Here is a 7,246-nt window from a genome sequence, read left to right on the forward strand (position 1 = left end):
TGTATTATATTACTATCATCTAAAGAACTGTTATTATCTTCTTGTTTCTGTATTATATTACTATCATCTAAAGAACTATTATTATCTTCTTGTTTCTGTATTATATTACTGTTATCTAAAGAATCATTATTATCTTTTTCTTGAACTATATTATTAATATCTCTATTATTAAAATATAATTTTTCTAAGTTACTAATTCTATCATTAAAAGTTTTTTCTATTGTATTTGTTATGTTTTTTTGGACATTAGAAGGTAATAATCTTGATAAAGATTCTAATAAGCCATCTGTATCAAATGGATTATCTTCAGATATATTAACAGTAGAACTATTGATACTAATAGATTGAGAGGTTATAACATCTGAAAGAAGCTTAGCCTGACACATTGCCTTTTTATGATTTTCAGTGATTTGGTTTATTCTATTTTTTACTCTCTCAGGAAGTGAGTTTTCTTTTATCTTTTTATCAGCTAAATTTCTAAATTCCTCGTCCTCAGCATATAAAGATAAAAGAGTTTTTGTAAAAGGTGCTAATTCTCTCTTTTTTCTCAATGGATTTATTAATTCTTCCCAAGTTTTAGAATCTTTTTGATAGGTACTTGTTATACTTATTGTTACTTCATTATCTTTTTCTCTAGTTTCACTCATAAATTATATTTTATTAAACAGAAGTAATTGTTTAATATCCTCCTTCCTCTCACTTAGTTTATAATTTTTTAATAATGTTGGCGAATTTATAAAAAAAATGTTTTTGATAAAAAATTACTGTTTTAAAATACAAATAATAATCTTTTAATGAAATTATAACATAGAATAGTACTTTTTACAATTTTGGTATTCTTAATAAGAGAATAAGTTTTATGATATTATTTTTTAATTTTTAAAAATAATATTAATTATTAAAATTAAATGTTTTATAAAAAATAATACTGTTAGTTTTGAAATATAAACAGTATTATTTTGCAAAGTATTTATTTTAGTGATATTCTATCTAATAATATAGCATGTCTTGTAACAATTTCTTCTTCTTTTCTATCAGTAATATACATTAAGACATCTTTAATATTGACCTTATATTTAGAAATAATAGCTTTTTCTCTATCAAATCGTCTAGCAAACTTAAGAGCTGTTTCATAGGATAAGGTATAACTAAACCCATTCAAATTTTTATTACCACTTCCTCGGTAAACTAAAAGTTCATTATTCTTATTAAGCTTATTTATTAATTGATTATTTAAATTGCTCATTACATTACCCTTAATATTTAATAAAAACTTTTCAATTAAATCAATTAGCTTTATATAGCAACTGCCATCTTCTATTTGACTATATACATACATTCCACATTGATATAAAGACTTAGTAGTAAAAGATTTTGGTTCATTATCTAAAAAATTATTTACCATCAATGAATATTGTTCAAATAAATCTGACTTACCATGTAAATTTACTGCTTTAATAGCATTATCTTCTAGTAAAGCATCATGAAAGTATTTCTTTCTATATATGTAAATATCTTTTATTAGCTCTGCAATTTTATCTTCATTTTCAAGTATCAGCTTCTTTATTAGTGTTATTGATAGATTGTTATTTAAATCAAATTTAAATAATATTGAAAAAAGGTCAATGCTAAAAAATAATTCTGTATCATGTATAATAACTTGTGATATAAAAATAAAATCAGTTCTTATAGCAACATATGAAGAATATTCATTATTTTTATCATCAAATATATAAAATAAATAATTTTCTTTCTTAAAAAATTTATCATTCATAAAATTCACTCCTTTAGATTTTAATAAAAGTAAGAAATCGTCTTGTTTACAAGACGATTTTGTTTAATAAGTGGCTATAAAGCCTCTAAATAAATTTATAATTTATTAAGTAATAGTTGTCCATCTTTTGTTATAGGCACTATGATATTATCTTGTAGATATAGAAAATTTAAATTTTCTTTTACATATGCATCAAGAATAAGAATGTTATTTGGAGAATACAAGTTTATATACTTAATAATAGTATTATTAAATAGCAAAGGCTCTATTTCAGCAATAGGAATAATACCATTAGAGCTATAACACCAAATAATTTCTCTTATAATACTTGAATATGTCTTTGGTTTCCATGAATCTATTTTAAATAGTAAATGTAGATTATGCAATTTATTTGAAGTTATCAATATACCATCAGAAAAATACTCAAATAAAGAATCTTTTTCTTCAAGTTCACTTGAGATTTCTTTAATTTCATTTAAAAAAATATCTTTAGTAACTTTTCTTGAATAAGATATCATCACATTAAAACTATCATTGATACTGTCTAGACTTAAATTTTTAGGATGTATATCATAGACAATAAATTCTAAAAAATTAATGATATTACTATCAGAAGAATTTCTAAAAATAAACAAAATAGCATCTGAAACATCCTTTATATTAGGATGAGTCATCTTTAAATATTCAAAACTAATTTTTGAAACTGTAAAATAACCTAAAATTCTTGTTTTATATTTTATTAATTGTTTTGCATATCTAGGGACTATCATAGTTACACATTTAGTCAATGTATCTTTATCTATAAATTTCATTAAAGTATTACAATCTGTATATATCCCATTTTCATAGACTAAACTTACAAAAAATCCTTTGACTTTCAAAGTATAATTAACATCAAATATTTCTTCAGATGCTAGCTTTATCATATGGTTTAGAATTTCATTGTCTAAATGAGTTAATATATTTAAATTATTATTTAGACTATTCTTACTTAAAGATAACATATTCAAATAAGATTTGTACATGTCATAATACTCATCATCAATACTTTTAATTTTTTGTTTGTAGTAAGTATATGTGTATTTATTTATTTTCTCTTTTAAATATTTATATAGTGTTGCTTCTGTCAAATTAATAAAATCAAAATTATCTAATAAAAACATTTATTTATTTTATGGTCAAAACTATAAATGTTAATTATAATTTAAAATAAAGTATATATTGTAATGTCAATCTCATATTTTTAATATTTTAGTTTTGACATTTCCTTTCTTTTAATTTTCGTCTACATAATATAATACCGATTTGCAATGAAAACAGTATATGTATAATATGTTAGTTCCATTTATGTTTATATAAGTTGGATTAAAAATAGTAATACCTATTTTATTACAGCAATGTCTCCAATTTTTAGGTTTATTTGATAATCTCTCTACTCTTGATGCATTAAATACTTTTCTAAAGTATAATTCAAAATTATTTTTTGATGGAAAGCTTCTTATCAAATAATTTCTAGCTATTTTATTTCCCAAAGCTTTATATACTTGTGTGTCTAATATATGCTCTGGTGTATATACAGTGTATAATTTATTGTTCTTGTTTAGAATCAAATCTACATATTCACCTGTAGTTTCATTTATAATCCTTATGTTCCCTGTATTGTAAGTATATTCTTTTAACATATAATCACCCACATTTCAACATGTTTTTCTAATTTAAATGACAAGATTATATTATTGTTAGTGTTAAGAAAACTCCATTTTTTGTTTCTGATATTTCTAATTCATTGTATATTTTATCAATAAATTTTAAGTTTAGTGTAGTTAGTGGCATTATTTTTACACCATCATCATCTTTTATTTTAATTCCAATTTTTCTTTTATATTTTTCATTCTTTTTAATGATAGACTTTAAAATATAGCTTAATGATAGCTTGTAAGAAGGATAAGAGACTTCATTTACAACCATCAAATTGACTTCATTTATTCCAAAAACCCCCAATAGAAGTGATTGATAACCTTCTCTTTGCTTAAGGTATTGAGATTTTCCTGTAAAAACCTTATCTAAAAATTTATCAAATTTTTCTTTTTCTTTCTTTTGTATAGTATCTACTCTCTCTATATATTTGTTATTAATTGAACCAGGAATAGTATAGTTTACAGCATCTTTAATAAAGTTTCTATCACATAAAATAATGACTCCATTCTTAGCTTTATACAGCTTTATGTGATTATCACCTTTTCCTATTATATCAATTACATCTTGATAAGACTCTTCATCTTTAGTTATATATCCCCAGTTACCACCCTTATAATAAGCATTTGCACAAAGTATTATGCCTATTTTTTCCTTCTCATTTAAATTTTCTATTTTTTCAAATATAGGACTTGTTTTATCTTCAAAATTTAAATTATTCATTAGTTAGCACCTCTTATTTTAAATATTTTTTGTGTGGTATAATCCACTATTATCAATTTTGAAATGTACTTCTCCACTATTATTAGTTTTAAAAATTTTTGAATTAATTTTATTTAATCTAGATTCTACTTCAGAACTATCTATTTTTTCAGAATTGGCTAAATCTGTTATATTCCCAGTTAAAATAACACTATATTCAGGCATAGTTACTGTTAAGAATTCATCTGTTGTTGTATCAGAAGCTCCATGTCTAGCTACTTTTAGTAAGTTTAATCTATCTATGTTAGGTAAAATATTTTTCTCTTGAGGAGCTAGTATATCTGAAGTAAATAAAGCTTTAGTATTGCTAGAATTTAACTCGATTACGAGAGACTGTCCATTTTCTTCATTACTATTTGAATTAACATTATAAATCTTAAATTCTGATACATCCAAAATATGATTTTCTCCTTCTATCTTAGGGACTTCTATATTTTTGTTTATAGATTTAATAAATGAGAAAGCTTCTTTTCCATAATTTGATGCATTAGGTGTTATATTTGGAGCAATTATTTGATTAACAGTACAATTGTTAAATACTTCTTTGATACTACCAATAGCATCATAATCCCAACTTGTTAAAATCAAATATTTTAAATTTTTTACACCTTTTTCTTTGAATGCTTTTTTTAGAACTTCAGAGTCATTAGTATCTCCTGTATCTATTAACATAAATTCTTCATGGTCTTTTATTAAAATACTGTCACTCATACCAGTATTTAAGAACCAAATATCAGTATCTACACCATTTTTTTTAGTTGTTAATGTTTCATTTGCTGATTGCATTTTGTCTAGAGATACACCCTCATGTATTTTCTCAGTTTTAGTATTCTTTTTAGTTTTATCTTTGTTGTAATAGTTCTGGTTTTGTTTTTTAAAATTATTATCATTTTCGGTTTTTAAATCTTTATTACATCCAGATATAAATAATATTGTTGAACATAATATGAATAAAGTTTTTGATTTCTTATTCATCTGAATCTCCTTTCTTTTAGCAATATAAATATATGTATTATATATTGTTATAATATTTATATCTGATATTTAATATATAATATTTATATTTCATTTATTTATTTTATAAACATTATATATATATATTAATTCTATAATTAATATAAAGATTACAATAATATACTTATCTATAAATATCATAAAATAGTCACCTCAATATTTTTTATATTATTAAACTATAAGAACATTCATCATTAATACAATGAATGTTTTTATATATTTATCTAATTGTTATCTTTTGTGTGTCTATTTTATGATTTTTATCTAAGTTAAAGAAAAATAATAAGTTTACATTTATATATCTTTGAAATTTTTCATATACTATTTGTAAACAATTCAGTACATCTTTTGAAATATCAGTACAATCTATTAAAAATACTCCAAGATGTCTACCTTGGTAGATTAATATATTTAAAAGTTTTAATAATATATATATATCATCTTCTTCTATTTCATCTATAGAAGTTAAATAAGAATTAGATTTAATATTAAAAATTTGTAAGAAACCATTTTCAAAACTGTATTTATAGTTTATATCTGATTTTTGCAAACAAGTAATTGCAAGAGCTAAATTTTCTTTAAAGATTTGATTGCTAATATTTAAAGAAGTATTTTTAAGAGAATTCATTTTGTTATTATTAATACATATTCCTTTAGAATAAAAATTTTCTTTTCTTAATTCATTTTTATTTAGTACATATATTACTGTATTTAAATTTGAATATTTTATGCCCCACTTTACATCACATCTATTTTTTTCAATCTTTCCAAACTTACCAAAATCAAATTTTACACAGTTAATATCCCCTTCAAATAGATTTGCAGCACCTTTAAATGTTGATTCTATAGCATTTGAATAAATCATAGAAGCTTCTATTGAATTATTGTTAAATTGTATTTCTATAGGTTTTTTATCTTTTGAATTTATATAAAATGTTCTTTCATCAATATTGTTAATATATTTAAAACTAATCCTCATAGTATATCTAGCTCCTTTTAATATTTTAGTTATTTATAAGTTCTGTATTGTTATTTATAATGTCATAATAATCAGTAAGTAAGATAATATATTCTTTTGATTTATGACCAAGTTGATTTTCTAGTTGCTCTATTGTCATATAATAATAGTCTTGAATAGTATGATTATCATATGTAATAATCCTATCTTTTTTTTCAACTTCAGCTAGAAAATCATCAAAGGGTATTAGACGTATTTCTTTTTGAGCAAACAATTCTTGGCATTGTACATAGGTTTTATTAGAGATAGTAATGATTCTATTGAATTTGTACCATCTTTTTGAAGGATAATGTCTATACACTTTATTAGAAATTAACATTCTTGAAGTATATATATTGTTAGATAGAGATATTAATTTAAATAAATCAATTGTTATATAATCTTTATTTTTATTTTTATTATTTATTTGGTAAATAATATCGTCATTGTTAGAAATCATTTTACAAGTACCTTTAATTTTAAGTACTAAGTTAGGATATACTTCATCTGAGTAAAATAGTTGTTTGACTCCTCCTGCTAAGATTTTAATTTCTTTTAAATCTTCTAATGTACCAGTTAATAAAGTTTTTTTAGTAAGCTTATAATCTTGTGTAAGATGCCCTGTGAATAAGATAGAGCTATTATTATAATTAATTGCTGTCTTCGCTGAAAGTATATTAGAAGTACTTTCTTTTGTTGGAATTAGTATTGGAGAGACTATTCCTCCTAAGGAAAAATCATTTGTTATAGCTTTTGTATTATCAATATTAAATACAATTAAATTTGTTAAACAACTTATGAATTTGTGACCTAAATCAATACAAATATCTCTATTTCCTTCTGATTTTTTTAATTTAATTCTCTCAAGTATATATGTGTTTACTATTTTCATATCTAAACCTCCATTCAAAATATTTAATATAATAAAAAGGGGCTGTCGCAGGAGCAAATTAAATTTGTTCTGTGAGAGCTCTTTTTTACTTACCTTAATAGGTATATTTTTA

8 protein-coding genes are annotated in these 7,246 nt (G+C 22.4%); all 8 read right to left on the bottom strand.

Annotated elements, in window-relative coordinates:
• A partial coding sequence (locus KGF52_RS19555; RefSeq protein WP_227841334.1) for a hypothetical protein occupies positions 1-647 on the bottom strand: 647 nt, incomplete at its 3' end.
• 323 nt (positions 648-970) lie between these two features.
• The gene (locus KGF52_RS19560; protein WP_227841335.1) at positions 971-1,774 is read right to left on the bottom strand and encodes a hypothetical protein; all 804 of its coding nucleotides are present in this window, start codon (positions 1,772-1,774) and stop codon (positions 971-973) included.
• Between the two features lie 95 nt (positions 1,775-1,869).
• Positions 1,870-2,799, bottom strand: a complete 930-nt coding sequence (locus tag KGF52_RS19565; RefSeq protein ID WP_227841336.1) for a hypothetical protein — start codon at positions 2,797-2,799, stop codon at positions 1,870-1,872.
• A 249-nt stretch (positions 2,800-3,048) separates the two neighbouring features.
• The gene (locus tag KGF52_RS19570; RefSeq protein WP_227841337.1) at positions 3,049-3,456 is read right to left on the bottom strand and encodes a hypothetical protein; all 408 of its coding nucleotides are present in this window, start codon (positions 3,454-3,456) and stop codon (positions 3,049-3,051) included.
• 46 nt (positions 3,457-3,502) lie between these two features.
• Complete coding sequence (locus tag KGF52_RS19575) at positions 3,503-4,192, bottom strand: hypothetical protein (protein ID WP_227841338.1); 690 nt, start codon at positions 4,190-4,192, stop codon at positions 3,503-3,505.
• An 18-nt stretch (positions 4,193-4,210) separates the two neighbouring features.
• A complete protein-coding gene (locus KGF52_RS19580) occupies positions 4,211-5,206 on the bottom strand; it encodes an MBL fold metallo-hydrolase (protein WP_227841339.1) in 996 nt (331 codons plus the stop codon).
• A 259-nt stretch (positions 5,207-5,465) separates the two neighbouring features.
• The gene (locus KGF52_RS19585) at positions 5,466-6,224 is read right to left on the bottom strand and encodes a hypothetical protein (RefSeq protein WP_227841340.1); all 759 of its coding nucleotides are present in this window, start codon (positions 6,222-6,224) and stop codon (positions 5,466-5,468) included.
• A gap of 25 nt (positions 6,225-6,249) precedes the next feature.
• Positions 6,250-7,134, bottom strand: a complete 885-nt coding sequence (locus KGF52_RS19590; RefSeq protein ID WP_107614576.1) for a hypothetical protein — start codon at positions 7,132-7,134, stop codon at positions 6,250-6,252.
• Positions 7,135-7,246 lie beyond the last annotated feature (112 nt).

This window comes from Clostridioides sp. ZZV15-6597 (genome assembly GCF_020657815.1).
Taxonomy (GTDB): domain Bacteria; phylum Bacillota; class Clostridia; order Peptostreptococcales; family Peptostreptococcaceae; genus Clostridioides.

Bases quoted from the DNA above. Each gene is read 5' to 3' on its own strand.
- KGF52_RS19590 (WP_107614576.1), bottom strand. From the start codon at position 7,134: ATGAAAATAGTAAACACATATATACTTGAGAGAATTAAATTAAAAAAA.
- KGF52_RS19585 (WP_227841340.1), bottom strand. From the start codon at position 6,224: ATGAGGATTAGTTTTAAATATATTAACAATATTGATGAAAGAACATTT.
- KGF52_RS19565 (WP_227841336.1), bottom strand. From the start codon at position 2,799: ATGTACAAATCTTATTTGAATATGTTATCTTTAAGTAAGAATAGTCTA.
- KGF52_RS19580 (WP_227841339.1), bottom strand. From the start codon at position 5,206: ATGAATAAGAAATCAAAAACTTTATTCATATTATGTTCAACAATATTA.
- KGF52_RS19570 (WP_227841337.1), bottom strand. From the start codon at position 3,456: ATGTTAAAAGAATATACTTACAATACAGGGAACATAAGGATTATAAAT.
- KGF52_RS19575 (WP_227841338.1), bottom strand. From the start codon at position 4,192: ATGAATAATTTAAATTTTGAAGATAAAACAAGTCCTATATTTGAAAAA.
- KGF52_RS19560 (WP_227841335.1), bottom strand. From the start codon at position 1,774: ATGAATGATAAATTTTTTAAGAAAGAAAATTATTTATTTTATATATTT.